The organism is Acidimicrobiales bacterium (genome assembly GCA_035630295.1).
In the GTDB taxonomy this organism is placed as follows: Bacteria; Actinomycetota; Acidimicrobiia; order Acidimicrobiales; family Iamiaceae; genus Iamia.
Map to the genome: position 1 here is coordinate 23,850 of DASQKY010000027.1, position 21,788 is coordinate 45,637.

The 21,788-nt window shown below is 64.3% G+C and carries 25 protein-coding genes and 1 tRNA gene; 12 read left to right on the forward strand and 14 right to left on the reverse strand.

Annotation, left to right across the window (positions count from 1 at the left end; genetic code table 11):
- Positions 1 to 119 precede the first annotated feature (119 nt).
- Positions 120 to 1,160 (reverse strand): hypothetical protein, encoded by a 1,041-nt coding sequence (locus VEW93_06915; GenBank protein HYI61520.1) that lies wholly within the window; start codon positions 1,158 to 1,160, stop codon positions 120 to 122.
- A gap of 141 nt (positions 1,161 to 1,301) precedes the next feature.
- Here VEW93_06915 and VEW93_06920 point away from each other — a divergent pair, with 141 nt between their 5' ends.
- Complete coding sequence (locus VEW93_06920; GenBank protein HYI61521.1) at positions 1,302 to 1,535, forward strand: helix-turn-helix transcriptional regulator; 234 nt, start codon at positions 1,302 to 1,304, stop codon at positions 1,533 to 1,535.
- A 651-nt stretch (positions 1,536 to 2,186) separates the two neighbouring features.
- Here VEW93_06920 and VEW93_06925 read toward each other — a convergent pair.
- The 4 genes from VEW93_06925 to VEW93_06940 all read right to left on the reverse strand — a co-directional run bounded on the left by VEW93_06925 (position 2,187) and on the right by VEW93_06940 (position 4,083).
- A complete protein-coding gene (locus VEW93_06925; protein ID HYI61522.1) occupies positions 2,187 to 3,041 on the reverse strand; it encodes a hypothetical protein in 855 nt (284 codons plus the stop codon).
- Between the two features lie 10 nt (positions 3,042 to 3,051).
- Complete coding sequence (locus tag VEW93_06930; protein HYI61523.1) at positions 3,052 to 3,324, reverse strand: hypothetical protein; 273 nt, start codon at positions 3,322 to 3,324, stop codon at positions 3,052 to 3,054.
- A gap of 71 nt (positions 3,325 to 3,395) precedes the next feature.
- Positions 3,396 to 3,908 carry a hypothetical protein gene (locus tag VEW93_06935; GenBank protein HYI61524.1) on the reverse strand — a complete coding sequence of 171 codons (513 nt, stop codon included), beginning with the start codon at positions 3,906 to 3,908 and terminating at the stop codon, positions 3,396 to 3,398.
- Between the two features lie 31 nt (positions 3,909 to 3,939).
- Positions 3,940 to 4,083 (reverse strand): hypothetical protein, encoded by a 144-nt coding sequence (locus VEW93_06940; GenBank protein HYI61525.1) that lies wholly within the window; start codon positions 4,081 to 4,083, stop codon positions 3,940 to 3,942.
- 52 nt (positions 4,084 to 4,135) lie between these two features.
- Between VEW93_06940 and VEW93_06945 the strand changes: the two genes are divergently transcribed.
- The 3 genes from VEW93_06945 to VEW93_06955 all read left to right on the forward strand — a co-directional run bounded on the left by VEW93_06945 (position 4,136) and on the right by VEW93_06955 (position 5,779).
- Complete coding sequence (locus tag VEW93_06945; protein ID HYI61526.1) at positions 4,136 to 4,480, forward strand: helix-turn-helix transcriptional regulator; 345 nt, start codon at positions 4,136 to 4,138, stop codon at positions 4,478 to 4,480.
- A 79-nt stretch (positions 4,481 to 4,559) separates the two neighbouring features.
- Positions 4,560 to 5,315 carry a hypothetical protein gene (locus tag VEW93_06950; GenBank protein ID HYI61527.1) on the forward strand — a complete coding sequence of 252 codons (756 nt, stop codon included), beginning with the start codon at positions 4,560 to 4,562 and terminating at the stop codon, positions 5,313 to 5,315.
- Positions 5,316 to 5,479: 164 nt separating this feature from the next.
- Positions 5,480 to 5,779: a hypothetical protein gene (locus VEW93_06955; GenBank protein ID HYI61528.1), complete on the forward strand. Its 300-nt coding sequence runs from the start codon at positions 5,480 to 5,482 to the stop codon at positions 5,777 to 5,779.
- Between the two features lie 16 nt (positions 5,780 to 5,795).
- Here VEW93_06955 and VEW93_06960 read toward each other — a convergent pair whose 3' ends face one another.
- Entirely contained in the window at positions 5,796 to 6,524 is a 729-nt protein-coding gene (locus VEW93_06960; GenBank protein HYI61529.1) for a TIGR02391 family protein, read from the reverse strand.
- Between the two features lie 87 nt (positions 6,525 to 6,611).
- Here VEW93_06960 and VEW93_06965 point away from each other — a divergent pair, with 87 nt between their 5' ends.
- Complete coding sequence (locus VEW93_06965; GenBank protein ID HYI61530.1) at positions 6,612 to 7,202, forward strand: hypothetical protein; 591 nt, start codon at positions 6,612 to 6,614, stop codon at positions 7,200 to 7,202.
- Positions 7,203 to 7,222: 20 nt separating this feature from the next.
- On the opposite strand, the gene VEW93_06970 is transcribed toward VEW93_06965, so the two are convergent.
- The 4 genes from VEW93_06970 to VEW93_06985 all read right to left on the reverse strand — a co-directional run bounded on the left by VEW93_06970 (position 7,223) and on the right by VEW93_06985 (position 12,111).
- Positions 7,223 to 8,008: a TauD/TfdA family dioxygenase gene (locus VEW93_06970; protein ID HYI61531.1), complete on the reverse strand. Its 786-nt coding sequence runs from the start codon at positions 8,006 to 8,008 to the stop codon at positions 7,223 to 7,225.
- A complete protein-coding gene (locus VEW93_06975) occupies positions 7,993 to 9,336 on the reverse strand; it encodes a DUF6271 family protein (GenBank protein HYI61532.1) in 1,344 nt (447 codons plus the stop codon). Before VEW93_06975 ends, VEW93_06970 begins: the two co-directional genes overlap by 16 nt.
- 92 nt (positions 9,337 to 9,428) lie before the next feature.
- A complete protein-coding gene (locus VEW93_06980; GenBank protein ID HYI61533.1) occupies positions 9,429 to 10,358 on the reverse strand; it encodes a hypothetical protein in 930 nt (309 codons plus the stop codon).
- 598 nt (positions 10,359 to 10,956) lie between these two features.
- On the reverse strand, positions 10,957 to 12,111 hold the full coding sequence (locus VEW93_06985; GenBank protein HYI61534.1) for a hypothetical protein: 1,155 nt from the start codon (positions 12,109 to 12,111) through the stop codon (positions 10,957 to 10,959).
- Positions 12,112 to 12,243: 132 nt separating this feature from the next.
- Between VEW93_06985 and VEW93_06990 the strand changes: the two genes are divergently transcribed.
- From VEW93_06990 to VEW93_07020, 7 genes are all read left to right on the forward strand, one after another.
- A complete protein-coding gene (locus VEW93_06990; GenBank protein ID HYI61535.1) occupies positions 12,244 to 12,600 on the forward strand; it encodes a hypothetical protein in 357 nt (118 codons plus the stop codon).
- Positions 12,585 to 12,794 carry a hypothetical protein gene (locus tag VEW93_06995; GenBank protein ID HYI61536.1) on the forward strand — a complete coding sequence of 70 codons (210 nt, stop codon included), beginning with the start codon at positions 12,585 to 12,587 and terminating at the stop codon, positions 12,792 to 12,794. Before VEW93_06990 ends, VEW93_06995 begins: the two co-directional genes overlap by 16 nt.
- A 391-nt stretch (positions 12,795 to 13,185) precedes the next feature.
- Positions 13,186 to 13,368: a hypothetical protein gene (locus tag VEW93_07000; GenBank protein ID HYI61537.1), complete on the forward strand. Its 183-nt coding sequence runs from the start codon at positions 13,186 to 13,188 to the stop codon at positions 13,366 to 13,368.
- On the forward strand, positions 13,365 to 15,536 hold the full coding sequence (locus tag VEW93_07005; protein HYI61538.1) for a type IV secretory system conjugative DNA transfer family protein: 2,172 nt from the start codon (positions 13,365 to 13,367) through the stop codon (positions 15,534 to 15,536). The genes VEW93_07000 and VEW93_07005 overlap by 4 nt, the downstream gene beginning before the upstream one ends.
- 145 nt (positions 15,537 to 15,681) lie before the next feature.
- The gene (locus VEW93_07010) at positions 15,682 to 16,491 is read left to right on the forward strand and encodes a replication-relaxation family protein (GenBank protein ID HYI61539.1); all 810 of its coding nucleotides are present in this window, start codon (positions 15,682 to 15,684) and stop codon (positions 16,489 to 16,491) included.
- On the forward strand, positions 16,488 to 17,591 hold the full coding sequence (locus VEW93_07015) for a site-specific DNA-methyltransferase (protein ID HYI61540.1): 1,104 nt from the start codon (positions 16,488 to 16,490) through the stop codon (positions 17,589 to 17,591). Before VEW93_07010 ends, VEW93_07015 begins: the two co-directional genes overlap by 4 nt.
- On the forward strand, positions 17,588 to 18,193 hold the full coding sequence (locus VEW93_07020; protein ID HYI61541.1) for an antirestriction protein ArdA: 606 nt from the start codon (positions 17,588 to 17,590) through the stop codon (positions 18,191 to 18,193). The genes VEW93_07015 and VEW93_07020 overlap by 4 nt, the downstream gene beginning before the upstream one ends.
- A gap of 1,238 nt (positions 18,194 to 19,431) precedes the next feature.
- On the opposite strand, the gene VEW93_07025 is transcribed toward VEW93_07020, so the two are convergent.
- The 4 genes from VEW93_07025 to VEW93_07040 all read right to left on the reverse strand — a co-directional run bounded on the left by VEW93_07025 (position 19,432) and on the right by VEW93_07040 (position 21,773).
- Positions 19,432 to 19,734: a hypothetical protein gene (locus VEW93_07025; protein ID HYI61542.1), complete on the reverse strand. Its 303-nt coding sequence runs from the start codon at positions 19,732 to 19,734 to the stop codon at positions 19,432 to 19,434.
- A gap of 412 nt (positions 19,735 to 20,146) precedes the next feature.
- Positions 20,147 to 20,223 (reverse strand) — tRNA-Val (locus VEW93_07030).
- A 48-nt stretch (positions 20,224 to 20,271) separates the two neighbouring features.
- Positions 20,272 to 21,105, reverse strand: coding sequence for a thioesterase family protein (locus VEW93_07035; GenBank protein HYI61543.1), 834 nt, complete (start codon positions 21,103 to 21,105; stop codon positions 20,272 to 20,274).
- A gap of 5 nt (positions 21,106 to 21,110) precedes the next feature.
- Complete coding sequence (locus VEW93_07040) at positions 21,111 to 21,773, reverse strand: hypothetical protein (protein HYI61544.1); 663 nt, start codon at positions 21,771 to 21,773, stop codon at positions 21,111 to 21,113.
- Between the last annotated feature and the right edge of the window lie 15 nt (positions 21,774 to 21,788).

Genomic DNA, 21,788 nt, shown 5'->3' on the forward strand with positions numbered 1-21,788 from the left:
CGAGGGGGCAGGCGGCAGCCGGCTTGGTTGCACTGCCCGAGTCTCGCCCCCCTGCTTCCAGCACGGCACCCGGACAGCTACTCGCCCCCACCTCATGGGCGGGAAGCGATCACGCGGCCTCACTCCGCCGCCAGCTCGACCACAACGTCTCGCACGACCTCCCGGTCCACCACGGCGGCGTCGTAGCTCACCCACAGACTCGATGGGCCGACTAGCGCCGTCAGGATGTTCCGGTTGGTGCCGATCTCATCCGAGGAGAGGGCGCCCTCCCAGATCTCGACCTCCCCAATCGTCTCGGTGAGCGAGAGCCGGGGGTCCTCCCGGTTGCCGGCAGCGCTATCCAGCCCGACCGTGGCGGCCAGGGCGAGTTCGTCCACACTGACGCCATAGGCGCACTCGTCGTCCCGTAGGCGTGGCACGTCCTCGGTGAGCGCAGCTGCCAGCGCGTCGCAGAGTTCGGCCACCGTCGGGACACCCCCGGGTGGGGAGGCCAGATTGTCGATCACCGCGCCAAGATCGACCGGCAGGGGAAGCACACCAACCGTCCGGTCGTACTCCTCCGTCTCCACACCGTCGCCCGGTTGCGAGGTGTCCAGCTCGTAGTCCTCCTGGCGACCGCCACCAAGCTTGAGCACCAGCCAAGCGGCCTCTCCTTCGGCACAGGCAGCGGGCAGCTCGGTGGGCAGCGAGAAATCGACCGTTTGGTGCGTCGACGGCGCCGTCCCCAGCTCCTCAAGCTCGTCCCCGATGGCCTCTCCGGGCAGCGGCCGGTACCCCGAGCTGATCTCCTCCAGCGTTGAGCCGCACACCACCTCGGCCCCCTCGAGCCGGGCGGCTCTGCCCACCAGGCGGAGTTCAACCTCGACGCCGAGGTAGAACTCGGCATCGTTGCTTCGCTCGGCGCGGAGGTCAATCACCCTCGCTTCGACACCGAAGGCCGTGACGGTCTCGTCGAGTTCGGCCGCAGGCCTGAGTTCACTTCCTGGCCCAGCCTCCGCCCCTCGCGGTGAGGGCGACGGAGCAACAGCGGTAGTGGTGGCGTTCCCATCTGCCCGCGTCGACTCACCGTCAGAGGCAGGTGAGCCGCCGCAGGCGACCATCAGGACAGTCATGGCCAGCACCGCCCGCAGCAGACAGCGGCCTGCCATCGAGATCCCCACGGCGTTCTCCTCCCCGCCCCGGGCTGGGGCTGTCGCGCTGTGCCGGGCGACTGTACTGGACGCCAATGATTGGGACAAAAACAGTTGGGGCGCATGTTCTCTGGATGGGGAGGCATGGGACGTACTGGCGTTGGCACTCGCATGCCTCCTCCTCTGTCCTCTGCCACCACGACATTCGGCCAACGGGTCCGAGAGCGTCGCCACGAACTCGCGCTGTCCCAGGAGAAGCTGGCGGTCGTCGCCGGCCTGCACTGGACGTTCGTCGGCCAGGTCGAGCGAGGGCAGCGCAACCTCAGCCTGCACAACCTCCTCAAGCTGGCTGAGGCCCTGGGCGTGGATCCGGGAGAGCTGGTGCGGGGGTTGCGGGCGCCGTAGGCGGCGCGATCGCGCCGCCACCGAGCCCCGAAAGACGGGGGCCTGGCTATCCGGAGGTTGCCCGAGCTGGGGACAACCTGTCGACCGACCCTTCCCGGTATCCACAGCCTCTAGCCCTAGCGATCCACACCCCTCAGTCCAGTACCGTGGAGGCAGCGAGGAAGGCAACGGACGCCGACGAAAGGAGGTTGCGGGAGTGACGCATAGGACGATGTCCTACGCCGGAACCACCTGGAAGGCCTAGATGATGAATGCCAACGCCGTAGCTTTGGTGTTGGCATTGTCATCGCTCGTTGGTGTGACCAGCTTCGCCTACCTTCTTGTCGCACTCACCCACGTGGTGAGGAAGCGGGCGGAGCATGTCCACGAACTTGAGGTTGGAAAGGCTGGCTCCCGGCTACACCTGAGAGTGAAGTTGAGCAAGCTGAAGTCAGGTGACGAAGCGCAAGTAGCAAGAGCGAAAGCCCCCGAAGATCGTGACTAGCAAGCCGGTCCGTGCGACAGCCATTTGCCGAACCTGGGCGAAATAATTACCGCAGTGCCCGGAGAAATCACGTAGAGCGGGATCGTCATCAGCAAGGAGAAGATGCCCGGTCCCACAGGGGCCGGGCATCTCTGCATTGGAGTCGTCCACGAGACGACGGGGAGGCGTCAGCCGCCTTCGTCCAGGGCCACGATCACCTGGTTGCAGTCCTGCACGATGATCTGACTGGTGGTGTCGAGCTGTTTGGCCTGCGCGTCGGGCATGGCCGCCACGGTGCCGGCGTAGGTCGAGCCAGCGGTGATGAACCCGGTGAGGACGTAGGGCACGAGGTACTTGAGTGCTCGGACGGTCAGCGATGCCGAGACGGGATCCACTCGGCCCTTGGAGAGTTCCAGCAGGAGCGCGGCGTTGTGCTTCTCGACCTGGTCGAGAACGGCCTTGAGGGTGCGGATCTCGATTTGGGCTTCGCTCAGCTCGCCTTGGACGTAATGGAAGTCGGCTTGAAGCTGGGCGATATAGCGCTTCAGTTCTTCGTTCTCGATGACGCCGAGCTGAATGCGAAGGTGGAGTGACTCAATGAGGGCTCGGTCGGTGGCAGGCCGAGGGCCACCATGCTTACCCAATAGGCCTTCGAGCCATCCATCTATCTCTTGAGCAAAGAGGGGGGAGTCTATGTGAAAGAAACGAACCAATTCTATAGGTATGCCGCCACAACCCAGCACCTGATCGTAGTCGTCAATTATAAAACCCAGCTTCGACAGGTGGCCCGACACGGCACCGCCCGTTCTACTAATTTGAGAAGTCACGGCCGATATCTCTGAAAGTGCTAAGGGTACTTGCAACATTAAATATGCATCGTAGGGGCCGACAGTGGCGTAGGGGCCAGTTTTAACTATCCAGTTATGGTTTAGCGATGCCGCCTTCACAATTCTGCGAATCAGCGCCTGATGCTTGGAAGCAATTCTCTTCGAACGAGAGCCGCTCGCTGCGTGGCCGATGTAGACAACGGGGAGCGGGGTCATGCTCAGCTCATCAATGGTCATTGAAGCCATGGACCATGGCACCGGCCCCTACGGCGGTCAGAAGAGCAGACCCCAACATGGCAAGGCTGTTTGGGTCCGCAGCAATGACGAGGCTCGCCAGCGTCGAGGCACCGGTACCGGCTGCCAGACCACCCATGCTGCCAATGATCTGATTTCGCCTACTCGTCTGACGCCGGTAGAGCCTGCCGACGGCTTCTCTGATATGAGTAGGTGAAGCTTGCTCGGCGCCATATCGGTCGGCCAGCTTGCCAGCTTCGTCCATGAGATCCTCGGCGAACTCTTGAACGCGTACCTGAGTTTCGGTATACCCCGCAGGGGAGGGCTGAGGAACACTCATGTCAAATGTTCCCCCGGCTCAAGGGTGGTAGTAGATGGCCACGGCGGTCGGTCTTCGCCTGCCTTCAGCTGATCGAAGTACAGCTCGATCTCTCGCCTCATTCGTGATTGAGCCGACTCGCCTCTGGAACTAGCACCATCATCTTCACTTGCTCCCGAGAGCCTAGGAAGAATTAGCGCGACGATAGAGCCAGTGAAAATGGCCGCTGCAGCTACAGCCAAGGCGATGACTACAGAACTAAAATCCGAACCTTGGCCCTCAAGATCCGCGGAGCTGGACACCACCGTAGTAGTGAACGCAGCAAAGGACGTGGTGAAGAGGCCCGCAGCCAGAATGTGCCAGGGCGTGAAAATCTCATCGGATTTTTGCAATTCAAGCCGCCGCTCGTACAGCTTCTCCCTTTCTGATGCCGAGAGCTCGTGTTCAAGCTTCTCGTGGGTTTCTCTTAGCTCTTTTCGCTGCTCCCGAAGGCGCTTAAAGAACCCAAACACAGACCAGTCACTCCCCATGCCCAGATATTAGCAGTGAGTGTCCGGAGCTTCAGTCCCGCTCGCGAAGTTCGTCAGGAGCCGGGATGCCTGTGGCAGTGGGCTCGCTCTCCGGCTCGGTGATCTCGCCCACCAGGTCGAGCACGAAGGCGATGTCGGCCTCCAGTGCCGCCCTAAAGCTGGCCTTGTGGTGCACGCGCCGGTGCGGACAAAAGACCGCCGGTGCCCTGCCCTGACAGAAACCCACCATGCCCTCCCAGGCTCCAGTCCGGCATCGCCTGCCGCACGAAGGGCGGGACATTATCAAGAGACTATGGTTCAGCGTCAAGGGGTTGGGTCTGATCCCCGTCGTGCCCGCCCATCAGCGCTCCCGAGATCTGGCGGTGGCGGTTGCGTTTGGCAAGCGAGTGCGGGAGCTGCGCCTGGCAGCGGGCATGACCCAGGAGGCCTTGGCTGAGGCCGCCGGGCTGCATCCGACGTTCATCTCCAACGTGGAGCGGGGCTACCGGGTGCCGTCGGTGCCGACCATGCTGCGATTGGCCCAGGGGCTGGAGGTGGCGGCCGGGCGGCTGGTGGAGGGGGTGGAGGGGTAGGCGACAGTTCACGCGTGGCGGCACTTGACGGCTGTCCGCCTGAGAAGTCGTGTCGCAGACCCGTGACAGACTGAGCGGGATGGTCAGCTACGACAACCCGGCAGTACGCCTCCACCGGCTGATGAACGGTGTTCTCAACTTGAAGGGCCAGGGCACCGCCCCGATGCGGAAGTTCTGGCCTGGCCTGCTTGGTCTGGGCGGGGACGACGACCCGATGGAGCTCCTCCGCCGTCACTCGGTGGCTGCTCTATGGCCGAGTCAGGTACAGCAGCTCCTTGTGGAGTACCTGCCGCAGGAGGATCACGAGGACTACGCCGCAGCCTTGCGGCCCTGTGTCGTCGTCCTGGGCGCGAGCCTCGATAGTCGCCTTGATGGAGTCAAGCGCCAGCTCAGCGAGGCCATCGTTACCAAGCTGCAGTACTGCGCCCGGGATCTGTCGAGGGAGCTCAAGCAGGAAGCGATCCAGCACGAACAGGTGCAGACTTGGCTCGCAGAGGTTGAGCAGCTGGAGCGGGAGATCACCGCTTCCGACCTCCCGGCCCAAGTGCGAGACAACCTCCTGCGGGCACTCCTACAGCTGCGGCAAGGCCTCCAGGACTACTTGTTCGCCGGTCCAGATTGGTTGCGGCAAGCGGCCGAAGCTGCGACGGGTGCCGTGATCCTGAGCCTACATAGGCACAACCTTGAGCATCCCGAGGATGAGATAACGAAAGATTCCCTGGCCGATCGGGTCTTCCAAGTGAGCACGAGGGTTGCGTTGGCGGTCGCTCTCGTCAACGGTGCCCATCAGCTCACGTCGACGCTGGGTGCAGCCATCAGGGCGCTGCCGGGGTGAACCCCAAAGGACTCACGAGTCCGAGAGCCTGCGCCTCACAGGGCTTCCCAGCTCCTCCTGCCCTCGGTCAGTAGACCCGCCGACGCGACCGCTCACGGGCGCCTTGCGCGCCATGACCGACAGCGCCATCCTCGCTCGCCCCAGGGACCCGGAGGCCGGTGCGGATGGCAGACGAGATCGAGACACGGCTGCGGGCACTTGAGGTGAGCTTGGAGCTGCTGCGAGCAGCGCTCGGCGGGGAGATCCGAACCCGCCGGCTAGCCGTGGTCGATGAAGAAGGCGTTGAGCGGGTGGTGCTGGGGGCTGAGGCCCGAGCCGGCACGGTGCTGGTGCGGCTGCCGGGGCCCGCTGGCAGAACTACGGGGATGGAGCTGTACGCCGCAGAACAGGACGGTGGCCAGTCGGAGGTAGGGCTCTACCTCATCCGTGACGGGGACGTGGTGTGCCGGTGGGGTGAGGGGTGAGGTTCACAGGGAGCGCTCACGACTCGACTGCGGTCAGCTCGGCCTCGTCGATCCAGTGCGAGAGGAGGCTGAGGCAGGCGAGCTGTTCTACGGCAAGGTCATACGGGATCTGGTGATCGGCCTCGTGCGCTACCGGATGACGAATGCCCGCCACGCAGGCCTGGGCCAGGTGCAGGAGGCCCCGCTGCCGGCTGCGCCAGGTGTCGGTTTGCTTGTCCCCCGGGAGGTGAAGCCGGGCGCGCTTGGTGGCATCAGGGCCGAAGGCCTCAGTCACCAGGTTGTCGTCGCTCAGGTCCGGGCGGCCGAGGCGCTGCCGCAGATGCGCGTTGATGGCCTTCCAGGCGGCATGGAGGGCCTCGTTGTGCTGCCCTGATGACCACAGGCTCCTGGCGGACTCCCACACCCGGGGACTGAGATCGAGGAGTGGTGCAGATCTGACGCCACTGGCACGCAGGTCGGCCTCAAGTTCTTCGCGGTCCTGAAGGATGCCGATGGCGGTCCGGACAGCAACGGCAGCCTTCTGAGCGCCAGACACGGTCGTGAGCGGGAAGTCGCCGAGGCCGGGGCTCAGCTCGTTGCAGATGCGCCGCACCGAACCGACCTGACGACCGATCTGATCCTCGACCTCTCGTTGACGAGCGGGCCGGATCGTGCCGAGCTTCCCTTTCTCGCTGGCGACCGTGAGGAACGCTTCAAGCCGTGCGATGAGCGCCTGGGTCGCTGCCTCCTCGTTTATCTCCTCCATGTGGCTGTAGCTCCCTCGGGTGTCGCCTTCGCTGTACCTGAACGCCGGAATCTAGTCAGCTGGGGGCTGCCGGCTACTTTGCGCTGCATGGCGACCAAGAAGATCATCGACGGCATTCGTAGCTACCTGGACTCGCTCGGGCAGAGCGACAAGCCGGTTGTGAACCGAGAAGCCGTCAAGGCACTCAAGGCTCAGGTGCGGGACGAGACGGACAACATCAACAAGCTCAAGCTGCTGGCCGAGCTGGAACGCGAAGAAGCCGGAAGAGTGCAGGACCACTCAGGCGAGCGAGCGGTGTTCGTGGCTGAGGCCAAGGCCTGGGCTGAGGGTGAGGGCATCCCGGTGAGCGCCTTCCAGGCGCTTGGGGTGCCAGACGAGGTATTGAAGGAAGCCGGCTTCGAGCTGCCAGCTGGGGGCCGGGGCTCAGGCAGCAGCCGGGCAGGGCGTAGCGCCGGCACGCGAGCCCCACGCATCCCCATCGAGGACGTGCTGGCCGCAGCCCAAGCACTGCCGGCCCAGTGGAAGCTGGCGGACTTGGCCGAGAAGCTGGGGCGCGATGCAACCACGACGAGGAACTACGTCAAGAAGCTGGTGGAGCAGGGGTCGGTGGTTGAGGTTGGGGATGACCCCGAGCATGACGGGCGTGGGCGGGCGGCGAAGGTGTACAGGATGGCCTAGCTCCCTCTGGCCTCTATGCATTAGGCGGCCCAGCGTCCAACAACTCGTCTCAACTGCCGGGGTTCAGGTCCTGCATCTAAGGGCAGGGCACGATGCAGGTATCTCCGGTTAGGCCAAAGTAGGAGATCGCCCTCCTGCCAATAGTGCGCGACAGTGATCTCCGGCCAATTCATCATCGCAAAAAGACGCTCGAGAACAGGGAAGCTGTCCTGTAGGGACCAATCCATGAATCGCTCTACCGTCGCGGGGCTGACGAATAATGCTTCAACTTTGCCTTCAACAAGTTGAATGACTGGATGAGAAGCACGAATAGTTGAAGAGCTACCAGCCGCTTCGAGTGAATAGTAGGCTTCATGAGTGGCCATGAGCCTCCGGAGCATATCGCGAAATCCGTCCGAAAGTAGCGAAACGAGACCGGCGCCATCGGCAAATAGGCTGGGCAGTGAGGCCGTTCCTGGATGATCACAGTAGAGTGCAGACCAAGTCGGTGGCTCATGAGCGAAGCTTTGGTCGTAGTGCCAGTTGATCGAACTTGCTACAAAGCCAGCCTCAGACACAACGGTCGTAGGTGCGATGCTCTTATCTGGCGGAAGGGCAACCGGCTCAAAGATCGGACCAAGAACTGCAAGGACGTCTAGTAGCTCGAGATTTGAGGAGAACCCTCGGACTACAGTAATGCATCCACGCTGGGCCAATTTCTTAGCAACACCCAAAGTCTCTACATAGTCTTGATCATCCACAAGGACTTCCCGAATTCTTGGCGGCAAGCTGATCTGCATCTGAGAGTCAGTCAAGTCGAGATCCACTCTGACGGCACCTCGACATGAGCAGCAAACTCACACAGCTCTCGCCATGCCAGTACAAGTACACAGTAATCTTCAACTGCTTCGCGTACACGCTGATCCATGGCCGGACCACGATCAGCGATCACATCGGCCACCGCCTTCAGGCGCCCAGCAAGATCGCCTGATGATGCTGCAGCTGCCGATTCGTAAACCTGCTGGGCACCACCACGCACCTCCTCAAGCTCAGAGCCGACCTGCTCGACCGCCTGACGAAATGAGCTTACGTATGATTCCGGATCGAACTGCACAAGACCCCTGTGGCGACTACGGAATCGTTGCATCTGCATATTGTGTCTCTGCCACACACGTCCCATCTGGATATACTCAACGTCCCGCATGGCGTAGTCTAGGTAAGCCGCAAGATCTGCCCGTGCTTCTCGGTCGGGCGCATATTGGTGTCGAACCTTGCGCGTATGGAAGATGAGTCCTTCGCCACTCCACCACAGCAGATCTTTCTGCATATAGTCGCAACCAATTATGCCAGTAGGCATCTCGGGCAAAACCTTAAAAACGGTTGATACCGCAACACACTCCATCTCGATACGATTGTCAATGTCAACCTCGAGGCGGTCATTGTCGTATCGAGTCGAGGGCTCTCTAATGAAGTAGTCGAATGCCTCTTCAGCAACCTCGGGCTCCTCGGAGCCAGGGCGGCCAAGCTGCTGGAATTCGACTAAATATCTCTTCCCAGCAGCCATTAGATCACGCCGATCGAAAGTCGGCGCACCGAATGAACTCGTCCCCACCATCTGCACTAGTGCACTGGGCGCTGGAGTAAACTCATCGACTCGCTCGATCCGCCCAGATACTGCATCGAGTGATTGCCCAATAAAGCTAGCCTCAAACTCGACTGGGAGTTCGCCAGCTCGGGCATCGTCTAGGTAAATATCTGAGTCGCGACGATGAAGTACCGAGCATCCAAGCGCACACCCCAAAATTGCAGCAAGATTCGGACCTCGCCCATAGGACGTACCCTGAGGCAGCAGCAGGGCTCTTAGACGGCTTCTCTCTGCTGGAGAAAGCTCAAGCTCGTCGAGCGTTAGATCGACTAATGCGCCGGCCCGATCTTCTGTCAAATGCAGCCACGAAATGCCGGCTGCTCTCCCTTCCTTGATGAGTACTTCTCGATGCTCTCTCGATTGCTCTGACCGAAGGCCATTCTCTATGAGACAGAAGACAGGCGCGCTGTGGCCCTGATTGGCGAGCCATTGAGTCTCCGCGAGGGCACAGCGAATAGCATCGCTTGCCATTCGATGCGTCGGAAGGTAAACAAGATTCGACCACTTCATCTTTGAAGACACCTCACACTCTCAGTTTACCACCCTCATTGTGAGGCCAGTAGCTTTGTTGTGACGAGAATCCATCCCACCCCAAGGTCCGATTAGTTCGCTTCATGGGTAGTCGTCGGCTTGTTGTAAGGTTCGGTAGGAGTATAAAAAACGTAGGCTACAGCAGCCGAAGGCAGCACCCACTCAGCGGTGTATACGGTCCGGGACTGCGTCGTACGTCGAGTACCCGAATCCAAGTCGGCGGGGCTCTTTGAAATACGAATGTTGCGAGTACGCACCGTTTCAACAGCGACAGCGTCAAGCTTAGAATCCGTAACGTCACAAGAAACTTCGAAACCTTGGCTGAGAGCACGCGGCTCTACGTGAACGTAGCTCGCTTCCTTCGGCGCCGGTAAACGAATTTTGGTTTCAACTAGAAATCTCTTACCGGACTGCGGACTGTACCTACCCGTCCATCGGACGCTGTCTGAACTCACATGAGTTTCATCCAGCTTAATATCCTCTAACGGCACGCCATTTACGGCGACGCTTTCTACCACAAAGGCCTTAAGTACTGTCTTAGGGTCCTCGTCAGGGGCGAGCCAGTACCTCCAGGTAAACACCTCTGGGCCATAGGTGAATTTATCGGTATCTTCCGATCTAAAGACTTGAAACACAAACTCAAATAGCTCGTTGGGAGCCGAATGGCGAGTTAAGGACTGCTCGAATAGCGCATGGGGTGGATTGAGCTTGTCCCTGGCGAAATACGTGGCCCTATAGCCACTAAGTATCGGCTGACCAGACAGTTGAGCCGCCGTCGAGGCCGCGAGCTCCTCAGCGTCTTGATTCAAGTGCGCGAGTATGATCTTCTTTAAGAGCACCTCACGATCTTCTTGGTTGAGAATTTCATCAATAAAGCGCTTATCGCCCGCGACAAGCGACACGGTATCTGACGCTACCCTGTGCCCAATACCATCTGCCGTGCGGCTGAAGAGACGATTGGCCGCCTGCTCGGCCGCCTGTCTGTTAAAGAACTCGTACACAATCCCGACGGCACCTAAGGCGAATAGACTTAGCCCTATATCTCTACGAGCATTGTTCCATCGTTGATCAGACTCAGTCGTGTACGTTAGCCCACTGTCCTTGCTCCTTAATTCTAGACCGTCCTCGCTGCCCCAACCCCAGATAAAGAGCAACACACCGACAAAGGAGATGGCTAGAGCCGCAACCAACAGTCGGAGATCGCGGATCTTGGCCGCAATGTCTGCCGTGCCCTCATCCGATCCGCTTGCGCTCCGTCCCTCCCGATCAGACATGCTAGTGACCGCCCCCTCCGCCACCACCGCCCCCGCGCCGCCCAAAGCGCATCCGTCTGAGCTTGTCATCAGGGATGCCGCCTCCGATACCTCCAACCGGTGACTTCGAGGTGTCGGCTACAGGGACTTCGGCTCGGTGTACTACAGACTCAGTTGCCATCGACCTTCCACCCTAGACTGCAGGGCCGTCCTGGAGGTGACGACGGCGTTCTTGCGCTATCGGCTCCGGCGACCGGATCGGTAGTAGTGATGATGTGGCGCCCTGAGTAGATCGCGAGTCGACACCGCATCTTCTGAAAGCTAAAAGGCAGGTCGCAGCAAGGATTCAACTTCGCACGCCCCAATCCTCATACAAACCACTCTCCCGCACCATCCCCACCGCCTCCGCCGGCAGCCGATACCAGTCCGCCACCCGCTTCCAGTCGTCATCGACCAAGGCGCAGAAGTCATTGCAGGCCGCCACCATGGCGTGCAGCTGGCAACCTCGATCGACGCCTGCATGGTGTCGGTGGGTTGGGTAGGGCTCCTGCTCCACCTCAGCCTCGGTTCGCCAGATGCAGCGGCACTGGGCCGCCCACTCGTGCCACTCGGCTTCAGTCGCCTTGCCGATCCGGTCCGTCTCAAGCAGCACCCGGAAGGGATGCAGTTCACCCCCGGCCTGCTCGTAGAGCCCCCGCAGGTAGGAATCGTCCCGTTCGTTGTTGGGGCTGTGCCAGCCGATCCGGTACACCGCGTCGGCCAGCTCCTGCTCGGCCCGAGCATCGGACAGCAGCCACATGCCCCCGAAGCGCTGCAGGTGCCGCTGCACCCCGACCAGGTAGCAGGTGAAGTGCCAGAGCGCCGTAGTCAGATAGCCGGCCGCCTGGTTCTCCTGGCTGTAGCCGAGATCGCCTGGGCCGTCGGTGCCTGGAACCCGGTCGTACGGCCGCCCCTCCTCGATGAGGGTGAAGCGGTAGGCGTTGAGATCGCCGGCCAGTCCCGTGATCGGGGTCCAGACCCGGTAGTAGGCCTCGAAACGCTCCAGCCAGGAGACGGCCAGCCGGCTGGTGGTGGGCAGGCGCCGCTCCAGGTTGAGGTGGGCCATCCGCTGCTGGTGCTGATGGGCCCGTCGCAGCAATGCGTCGGCCAGCTGGGTCAGGATCAGCTCTTGGGGGTCACGGCGGAAGCGAGCCTCGCTCAGCCCCCAGCGTTCGGCCGCCTCTCGCCGCAGCTGCGTGGGACTGTCTGCTCGGGTGCCGGGCTCCAGCCCGAAGATGAGCAAGGCGCATTCGCCGAGGCGTCCGCCGCCCAACTCATCGAGTCCGCGTCGGATGACCTCCTCGATGAGCGGCGCTTCGACCACCTGGTCGGGATCGGCCTCGCCACAGGCCCGTGCCAGACGGGTGAGGGCTGGGAGGTCGAGCAGGCGTAGGCGCACGATGCCCTCGCGGCGGATCAGGGCCAGCTCGCCCTTGAGGTCGCCGAACGTCGGCGGCGCCACACTCCCACTCCCCATAAGCGTGACAGTTGACCACATCTCGACCAGCTGTGCGACCAACCCTCCGACCAAGCCCCTTGATCCGATGCCCTCAAGCGCCGGCAGACAGCCTGCCGGTGAGCTTGAAGGAGCACGATGTCGAGCCTCATCCCCGCCTCGGGCGGGATACCCAACCCGCTGGAGGGCCGCAGCCGTCGGGCGCTAGGCCGCCAGCTTGACCGCCTGGATGTCCGCAGGGACCTGGCCCAGGCGCAGCTTGAGCACCAGGCCCAGCTGCAGGCGGCCAAGACCCAAGCGCTGGGCTACATCGGCAACCAGGCCATGCAGACGGTCACCTTGGTGTCGCAGCTGGAGGGCCAGCTCGGGCAGCTCTGCCCTCTGGCGGTCAGCCGGCTCCAAGGCATCGCCGACATGACGGCCCTGTCCATTGCCGACGTGGTGGCCAGCTCTCCCAAGCGTCTGGAAGGGGGGCGGGCATGTTCATCGTCGTGACCATCCTGGCGACGGCGCTCGTCTTCGCCTTGGCGGTGCTGCTCGGTGTCCGGCTGCTGCTGCCGGTGGTGAATGAAGCCAATGAGGAAGCCCGCATCCAGCGGGAGACTCAGGCGGCCTCCTGGCGCATCCACCAGTCCGCCACGCAGGCCTTCGGCGACATGCTTGAGGCAGCAAGGCAGCCGGAGCCGTGAACGGTCCGCCCGCCGGTTCACTGCTGAGCCGAGCCTGGGCTTGGACGCTGAGCCTGCTCTGTCTGGCCCTGCTGGCGAACTGGATCTGGGTGCTCCTCCGGCCCCTCCTACCTCTGGTGATCGCCGTTGGAGCGGTCCTCGCGCTCGGTCGGTTGTGGCGCGCCCGACAGGAGTGGTGAGCGATCGGTAGGGCAGGCCTTGCTCGTCTTCATCTAATCCCACCTCTGTTCTCCGCTGTTGTTATTGCCACAACGATGTATTCGCAGATCGGAGCCTTAATAAGACAATAGTTCGCATGCATTTCGTGCATGGGGCAGCCCTCAGGGGCGGCACAGGTAACAAAAATTTAACTCATTGAAAGGGGCTGGATATGAGTAGAACGTACAAAGACATGAAGATCCGGGTGGTCGGCAAGCGCCGCGAGCAGCCGGACGCTCGCAAGCTGGCTCGGGTCGTGATCGAGCTGGCTGAGGCCAAGGCCGAGATCAAGAGCGAGGTGGAGCCAGGTGAGCGCGGCGACCGCGCTGATCGCGCCAAGCGCGGCGAACCGCGGACCCGCGGGGACGCGGTGTGACCGCGCTGCTGAGCGCACCCCTAATCTGGTCCCAACTGACCTGGCCACGAGAGGTCGACGAAGTCGATCTGCACGCGGGGCTCCGTCAGATCGCCGGTAGCCGAGAGGTGCCGCTGGTGCTGCGAGCCGAAGGCGCTCACGGTGAAGTTCGGCACCTCATCGGTGGTCGCACCAAGCGGCCGGATCAGCTGTTGGTCCAGCATCTGAGCGGGGTGCGAACCGAACCGGCAGAACCACAGGAGGTCGGACAACAGGCCGTGGTGCTCGGCTTGCGCTTCTCCACTCGGCGGCGGGCTATCCGTAGTGACACCACTGAGTCCGGGGCCGCCAGCCTCGTTGCTGCTCTGGCCGGTACTCAGCGAGATGAGCGGCTCATTCTGGAGTGGGCCCTGCTGGCCTCGTTGGTCGGGGTGGCTGTGCCGAACCGACTCGATGGTGTCGGTCCAGATAGCTGGGGTCGAGCTCTGCTGGTGGCACCCCTCTGGGCGCCTGGCCGGGCAGATCCCGAAGTCCGTCGGGCCTTGGCGCTCAAGCGAGCCGAGGCCGGTTGGCGCACGGTGGGTCGTCTGGCCGTGGTAGCTGGCTCGACCAAACGACAGCGTTCTCTCCTGACCGGGGTGCTGAGTGCCCTGCGAGCGCTGGAGAGTCCCGGGCTCCAGCTAGTCGTCCGTCGCATCCGCCCCAGCAGCCTCGGTACGGCCGGCGTACTGACCGGTCGGCCGGCAGCGCTGTCGCTGACGGAGGTCCCGGCCTTGGCCGGCTGGCCAATTGGGGATCTGCGCCGCTTGCCGGTCCGGCGCCAGAGCAGCCGCCTGCTGCCGGCCCACCCGGCGATGCCCCACTACAAGGAGCGAGCCAACCAACGCCTCGTGGGAGTTGGCCAGCGGGGCAATGCCGACCGGGCCCTGGTGCTCAGCGTGCAGGACGCCCTACGGCATCTGCATGTCATCGGGCCGACGGGAGCGGGCAAGTCGACGCTGCTACTTGGGCTCATCTACGCCGACATGACAGCCGGCCACAGCCTGGTGGTGTTCGACCCCAAGGGAGATCTGGTCACGGACGTGCTGGCCCGAGTGCCTGACGAGAGACGAGGCGATGTGGTGGTGCTCGACCCGAGCGACCATGCGCCGGTCGGTCTCAACCCGCTGGCCAGTGGGGGCGATCCCGAACTGGTAGCGGACGGGCTGCTGGGCACCCTGCACGAGCTGTTCGCCAGCGCCTGGGGACCACGCACCCAAGACATCCTGCACGCCTGCCTGCTGACCCTGGCCGGGCGAGACGATGCCTCACTGGCTCTCATCCCGCTGCTGCTGACCAACCTGGGATATCGGGCGAGGGTCATCCGAGGGCTCGATGACCCGCTGGGCGTCGGGGGCTTCTGGGCGCAGTTCGAGCGACAATCCGAGGCCGAACGGCTGGCGGCTATCGGGCCGGTCAGCAACAAGCTGCGGCAGATCCTCAATCGCTCGGCCTTCCGGGCCGTGGTCGGTCAACTCCAACCCCGCTTCGATCTGGCCGAGGTCTTTCACCAACCCCGCATTGTCGTCGTCAACCTGGCTAAGGGACTGCTCGGGCCTGAGGGCTCGGCTCTGTTCGGTGCGCTGGTCTGGGCCCGTCTCTGGCAGGCAGCGCAGACCCAGGTTCAGGTAGCCGCTGAGCGGCGGCGCCCGGTGCTGGTCTACGCCGACGAGTTCCAGGAGTACCTGCGTCTGCCGGTCAGCTTCACCGACATGCTGGTTCAGGCTCGGGGCCTCGGTGTTGGCCTGACGCTCGCCCACCAGCACCTTGGTCAACTCGGTACGGAGGTCCGAGACACCGTGCTGGCCAACGCCGGCTCCCGAGTGTCCTTCCAGCTGTTGGCCGGTGACGCCGCTGTGCTCACCAAAGCCAGCCCGGACTTGGACGCCGAAGACCTGACCAGCCTGGGTAACTACGAGGTCTACGCCTCGCTCCGAGCAGGCGGCACGGCCACCGGCTGGATGTCGGGCCGCACCCGGCTACCGCCACCTGCTTCCGCCGATCCACTTCAGCTGCGCCGAGACAGCGCCGAGCGTTACGGCGTCCCGAGGCAGGAGACGGAAGCAGCCCTACGAGCCTTGCTCGACGAGCCAACCGGTGCTGAGAGGGCCCCCGTCGGCGCCAAACGGCGCCCGAGGTCCGAAAAATGATGCTGCCGCCCTCCCTGCCGATCGCCCTACCGATCGTGTCATCCTCCTCATCTCCATCCCCCCTGGTCATCCCCCCATTCCTCCCCTCCAGCCGCGCTGACTGTCTGTGCGCTGTCACGGCGCACAGAGAAATTGGGGATGCCTGGTGAGCGGGCGGCTTTCGGCCCAGGCGCTGAGTGAGTTGGCTCTGACGCTCAGTGAGCGTGATCGCCGCGTGCTCGAGCTGGCCTATGAGCTTCGACTGGTGTGCGCTCGCCACGTCGAGGGCCTCATCTTCACCGACGGCTCACCCCTGACCCAGGCCCGACGGACCAGATTGGCACTGGCTCGGCTGACGAATCTTGGTGTGCTGGCCCGTCTGGAGCGGCGCATCGGTGGGGTACGGGCCGGATCCAGCGGCTACGTCTACCGACTCAGCTATGCCGGCCGCCGGTTGCTCGGCCTCAGATCCGAGGCGGGTTGGCGAGAGCCCGGCCTGGCCTACGTCGACCACACGCTGGCCGCCGCCGATCTTCACCTGCGTCTGACCGCGGCCATCCCGACCGGTCAGCTTGAAGGCTTCGACCTGGAGCACGAACCCTCGGCCTGGCGACGCTTCACGGGCCTGGGCGGCGACCAGCAGTGGCTCAAGCCAGATCTGTTCGCCCGGATCCTGACGGCCGACTTCGAACTGTTCTGGTTCGTGGAAATCGACCGCGGCACCGAGGGCACTATCAGCATCCGCACCAAGGCCGAGCAGTACCTGGCCTACTGGCGGACCGGGGCAGAACAAGGCCGGTTCGGTGTCTTCCCCAGGGTGGCTTGGGTGACCCCGGATTCGCGGCGGGCCGAAGCCATCGAGCGCGCCGTTGCCGGCCTACCGCCGGCCGCCCAGGCCCTGATGGTCGCCACCACCGACCAGGCGGCCATCCACACCCTCACTAACAGCAACCCACCGGAAGGAGGTGACTCATGAAGAACAACCAAACACAGCGGCAGCGCTCTGGGCGTTGCCCCACGCACCGGAGCCATCGGGTTCCGGGCACTAACCATCGTCCCATCCTGCCGGACAGGCGGATCCTGGTAGGCGATGCACTCGCCGAGCTGCGGCGCTTGCCGACAGACTCCATCGACACGGTGGTGACCTCACCGCCCTACTTCCTGCTGCGCAACTACGGCGTCGCGGGCCAGCTGGGGGCTGGGGCATCAGTCGAGCACTGGATAGCCGAGCTACGCGCCGTCCTAACCGAGGTGGGACGGGTACTGAAGCCGGAAGGGACGCTCTGGCTCAATCTCGGCGATACCTACTCTCGGACGCCTCGCCATGGCGCACCGGCCAAGAGCCTGCTGCTCGGTCCCGAGCGGCTGCTGGTGGGTCTCCTGGCCGATGGCTGGCGAGTCCGCAACAAGGTGGTGTGGGCGAAGACCAGTGCCATGCCCTCCAGCGTCGGTGACCGCCTGTCTTCCAGGTGGGAACCCCTCTACCTACTCACCAGGTCTCACCGCTACTTCTTCGACCTCGATGCCATTCGGGAACCGGCGCGCTCCCGGGCACGGCCAAGCCAGGGCACCGGCGGTCAGTTCCAGAGTGAGGCCAAGAAGCCGGATTGGGCCGGCCCTGGCGCCGGCAGTAACTCGGGTCTGGCGAAGATGCGGGCCCAGGGCCTGACCAGCCACCCGTTGGGCAAGAACCCCGGCGACGTCTGGTCACTGGCCACCGCTGGCTACCGCAGCGCCCACTTCGCCACCTTTCCAGAGGGCCTCGTCGAACGCCCCCTGCTGGCCACCTGTCCCGAACGGGTGTGCCGTAGGTGCGGCAGAGCCTGGCGACGAGCCAACGCCAGCAGGCGGCTCGGCTCGCTCGCCGTGCGAGGAGAGCTACGAAAGTCCTGCCCTTGCCCGAGCCGCAGCTGGCAACCCGGTTTGGTGCTTGACCCGTTCATGGGAGCTGGCACGGTCGGCGTGGTTGCCCAGAAGCTGCACCGCCGCTGGCTCGGCATCGAGCTGAACCCGGACTTCGCCCGTCTCGCTGAGGAGCGCATTCAGAGGACGGTGGCTACCGGAGGGTCAAGGTGACCGAGCCGGTCCCCGAAGCGGCCGCCGCCCCAACCGGCGAAACCGCACCCGCAGCCTCACCTCGCATCTACGTCGCCAGCCTGAGTGACTACAACGCCGGCGTGCTCCATGGCACCTGGCTGGACGCCTCCGAGGATGTCGAAGCCATGCAGAGCGAGATCGACGGGATGCTGGCGACTTCACCCACGACTCGGCGCCACGGTGACGTGGCTGAGGAGTGGGCCATCCATGACCACGAGGGGTGGGGCGGCATCCAGCTCAGCGAGTACGAGAGCTTGGAGATTATTGGCCGGCTGGCCGAGGGGTCGGCCGCCCACGGTCCGGCTTTCGCTGCCTGGGTGAGCTTGGTGGGCACCGAGCAGGGCAGCAGCGTCGAGGACTTCGAGGATCACTACCACGGTCAGTTCGACAGCCTGGAGGGCTACGGCGAGTCGATGCTGGATGAGATGGGCGTGAAGCTCGATGAGCTGCCCGGGGTCCCGGAAGGGCTGTGGCCCTACGTCAGTCTGGATGCTGCTGGGTGGGTGCGGGACATGCAGTGCGGTGGGGAGATCGCTGCTGTGGAAGGAGAGGGAGGTGTGTATGTGTTCTGGGGGATATAAGGAGTTAGGACGCGTTGTGGAATCTACATTCCATATTCCAATACTCCAGCCCTGGCGCGATCATAGCCAATGACAAATATGAGAGGAGGTGCAAGATGGAAAGCAGGGAAATCAGTGTTATTGATCAGGCCAGAAGTCAACAGATATTCGAGATCCCGCCTGGTGACGCCAGCCAGAAAGTACGCAACAATGGTGGGGATGAATCTGTCTCTGAGGGTCTCACTGCTATGAAGCGTGCCGTCATCTACCTCCGTGTCTCCACCAAGGAGCAGGCTGAAACCGACTACGGCACCGAAGGCTTCTCCATTCCCGCCCAGCGGGAAGCCTGCCAGCGCAAGGCCGAGGCCCTGGGAGCGGCGGTGGTTGGCGAGTTCGTTGACCGGGGCGAATCTGCCAAGACTGCTGACCGACCTGAGCTACAGAGGATGCTCAACAGCCTGGCCGCCGAGGCGGTGGACCTCGTCATCGTGCACAAGCTCGACCGCCTGGCCCGCTCACGCGCCGATGATGTCGCGATTGCCCTGGCCATGCAGCAGGCCGGTACCCGGCTGGTGTCCGTCTCGGAGAACGTCGATGAGACGCCGAGCGGCAAGCTGCTGCACGGCATCATGGCGACGATCGCCGAGTTCTACTCATCCAACCTCGCCACCGAAGCTCGCAAGGGCATGCGCCAGAAGGCCAAGACCGGTGGCACTACGAGCAAGGCACCAACCGGCTACCTGAACGTGCGGGAAGTCATTGACGGGCGGGAAGTTCGTACCGTGGCAATCGATCCCGAGCGGGCGCCGCAGATCCGGTGGGCCTTCGAGGCCTTCGCCGGCGGCGAGTACACCTGTCGCACGTTGGCTGAGGAACTGGATCGCCGAGGGCTTCGCACCAAGGGCGGGCCCAAGACGACCCCCCGGGCGCTCACCCTGGCCAGCGTCCACGAGATGTTGCGTAACCCTTACTACATCGGCATCGTCACCTTCGATGGGGTGCAGTACAAGGGCCGACACGACGCCCTGATCGACCTAGCCACCTGGCAGACCGTCCAGAAGGTGCTCACTGACCGTCGTGCTAGCCAGGAACGTCCGACCAGACGGACCCACTGGCTCAAGGGCCTGCTGCGGTGCGGCTTGTGCGGCGGGGGGATCGGCCTATCCAACTCTCGGGGAAGCCGAGGCCAGGTGTACCCCTACTTCTACTGTCTGACCAGACAGCGGCACCACAGCTGCGAACTGCCATGGCTCCCGGTCTCAGCGGTTGAGGAATGGGTCCAGGAGTTCTGGAATGACCTGCCAGTCGAGGCAACCAGCATCAACGAGGTGCGCTCGGCCGTGGTCGAGCACATCGCCCTCACCCGAGAGCTGCACCACGAGGAGGTCGGCCGGCAACAGACCCGCCTGAGCGAACTCGACCAGCGCGCAGACAAACTGGTCGAGATGGCTTTTGCTGATGCCATCCCCCTGAAACAGCTCAAGGAGCAACAGGATCGGATCGCTCGTGAGCGGGCCCGGGCCGAGGAGATCCTGGCCGCCTGCACCATCCGCTTCGACCAACTCTCTGCCAGCCTCGATGATGCCCTGGCCCGACTGGACGATCCGGTCGAAACCTACGACCGAGCCAGCAACACGGCCCGTCGGGACCTGCTCGGCGCTGTCTTCACTGGTCTGTACCTGACTCCCGAAGGGATTGGAGGAGTCAATCTCAACGAGGTCTACGAGGTGCTATTGGCCGACGATCTGGAGCAGCGGCTCCAGGCCGAGCGCGAAGCTCTGGCTGAGGGCCGCCTGGCCGATCTGCTCCAGCCCATCCAGACTCACCCGGGCATCCAGCAACAGACCGATGCAGCCTTCGAGAGCCTGATGGCCAGTGCCTTCAAGGTGCCGACCTGGCAGCGGCCCATAGGCCCGCTGCCCTGGGAACAGAAGAACCCCGACGCTTTGCGCCGGGGTTCGAACGTGACGGTTTTGGTGGGCGTAACAGGACTCGAACCTGTGGCCTCTGCCGTGTGAAGGCAGCGCTCTAGCCGACTGAGCTATACGCCCCGGAGGCGGAGAACCTAGCGCGGCCGGGGCGGGAGCCCCCAAGCCCGATCAGGGGAGGCGGATGGCGGCCAGCTGGGTCGACTGGGCCACCAGGCGGCCGGCGCTGTCCCACACCTCGCACGTCTCGTCGACCTTGCCCCCGGCGATCACCCCGACCCGGAAGCGGAGGCGCAGCGGCCCGGGCCGGGGCAGGGCCCGCACGTAGGCGGTGAGGCTCAGCGTCGGCACCCAGCCGGTCATGGCCACCTCGAAGGTGGCCGGCGGCAGGGCGTCCACCGCGAACAGGAGGGCCAGCGGGTCGACCGGGCGATCGTCCACGAAGCGCAGCCAGGCCCGCAGCTCGCCGGCGCCACCGGGCCGGCCCGAGGCGAAGCCGAAGGTGGCCGGGTCGAACGACATGGTGACCACCTTGGCCAGCGGCGGCTCCAGGGCGCCGGGGACGGCCGGCGGGCGCGACCGGGTCGAGGCCCGGCACACCTCCTCGGTGGGCAGCTCCACCGTCGGCACCTCACCCCAGGCCGGCGGCTCGGCGTCCAGCCCGGCCACCGTCAGCAGGGACTCGACCCGGGGTGTGCCCTCCTGCACCAGGCGGGCCCGGACCTGCGAAGCCGTCCGGCCCGAGCGCAGCAGCTCGGTGACCACGGTGGCCGGGCCCACCGTGGGCGGCGTCACGTACGACGAGGTGGCCGCCACCACATGGCGGTCGTCCTGGCCCACCGCCGCCACCGCGGCCCGGCCCAGCACGGCCAGCAGGTAGCCCCCGTTGGGGTGGCCGTTGACGATCGACATCTCGTCGCGCAGCTCGACGTTCCAGACCTGCTCGGCCTGCTCGGGATCCGCGGCCGCCGGGACCACGGCGGTGACCTCGTCGAAGAGCGACACCGGGATCAGGCCGGGCGGTCGGGGCCCCGCAGCAGGGGCTCGGCCGTGGCCGGCGCCCGCAGGGGGGCCAGGAGGCCGACCGGGGTGCGGGCCGGGGCGATGGTGCGGTGCACCCCGTCGACAGTGGCGCCCAGGTGCCGGCCGGCCAGGCCGTCGAGGCCGTCCCGGGGCGCCATCTCCACCGTGACCAGCGCCGGGCGGAACAGGCCCCACAGGCGGTCGGGCACCACCACCGGACCGTCGGCCCGCACCTGCACCAGGCGGTGGGGCATGACCATGGGCACGCCGAAGATCCGGCCCCGGGCCTTCACCGACAGGTCCCGGTCCTCCCACAGGAGCTGCCGCACCCCGTCACGGGCGAACCAGCGCAGCTCCCCCACCGACGCCGGCACCCCCCAGTTCATCCGCAGGCCCACCTGAGCGTCGGGCCGGTCGACCACGGCCAGCACCGCGCACCACCCCATGGTGGCCCCCAGGCGTGCCGGGACCATCACCATGAGCGTGAGGAACGGCCCCACCGGCGAGTCGGTGTAGCGCACCGCGGCCACCGCCGTGGGGCCGGGCGCGGCCCGGATCTCGTCCGGGAGGGCGATCTGCGGGCGCGTACGGGTGAGGCAGACCATGGCCTCGCCCCGCAACGCCCAGGGAGCATGCGGCGGCGCCGTCACGGGACCGAGGCTACC